Below are 409 nucleotides of genomic sequence, written 5' to 3' on the forward strand. Positions count from 1 at the left end.
CTCATATGAAGAGTGATAGCCCTTGAACAAGCCATGGCTTCAGCTTCTGCTGACAAGAATAGTCCTGGCTTTCGTCACGCTATTTGCTGTCTCGGTCGTTGTCTTCACCGCGACTCAATATCTGCCGGGAGATCCCGCCCGCGCGGCACTCGGCGCCAAGGCCGACCCCTCCGCTGTCGAGGCGCTCAGGCGCGAGTTCGGCATGGATCGGCCTGCGGTCGTGCAATATTTCAGCTGGATCGAAGGCGCCCTCACTGGCGACTTTGGACGATCAATCCCATCGGGCCGGCCGGTCTGGGAAGCGATCGGGCCTAGAGCCGTCAACACCATGGTGCTGACGGTCACCTCGCTGCTCCTGCTGATACCGCTATCGTTCGTCCTCGGCATTGTCGCGGCGATCTACAAAGAC

General features: G+C 60.1%; 1 protein-coding gene. It reads left to right on the plus strand.

Features of this window, described 5'->3' with window-relative positions:
- Positions 1-22 precede the first annotated feature (22 nt).
- Positions 23-409: ABC transporter permease (locus tag EOA32_RS37955; protein ID WP_145971545.1), on the plus strand; the 387-nt coding region annotated here is incomplete at its 3' end.

This window comes from Mesorhizobium sp. M1A.F.Ca.ET.072.01.1.1 (genome assembly GCF_004023325.1).
Classification (GTDB): Bacteria; Pseudomonadota; Alphaproteobacteria; order Rhizobiales; family Rhizobiaceae; genus Mesorhizobium.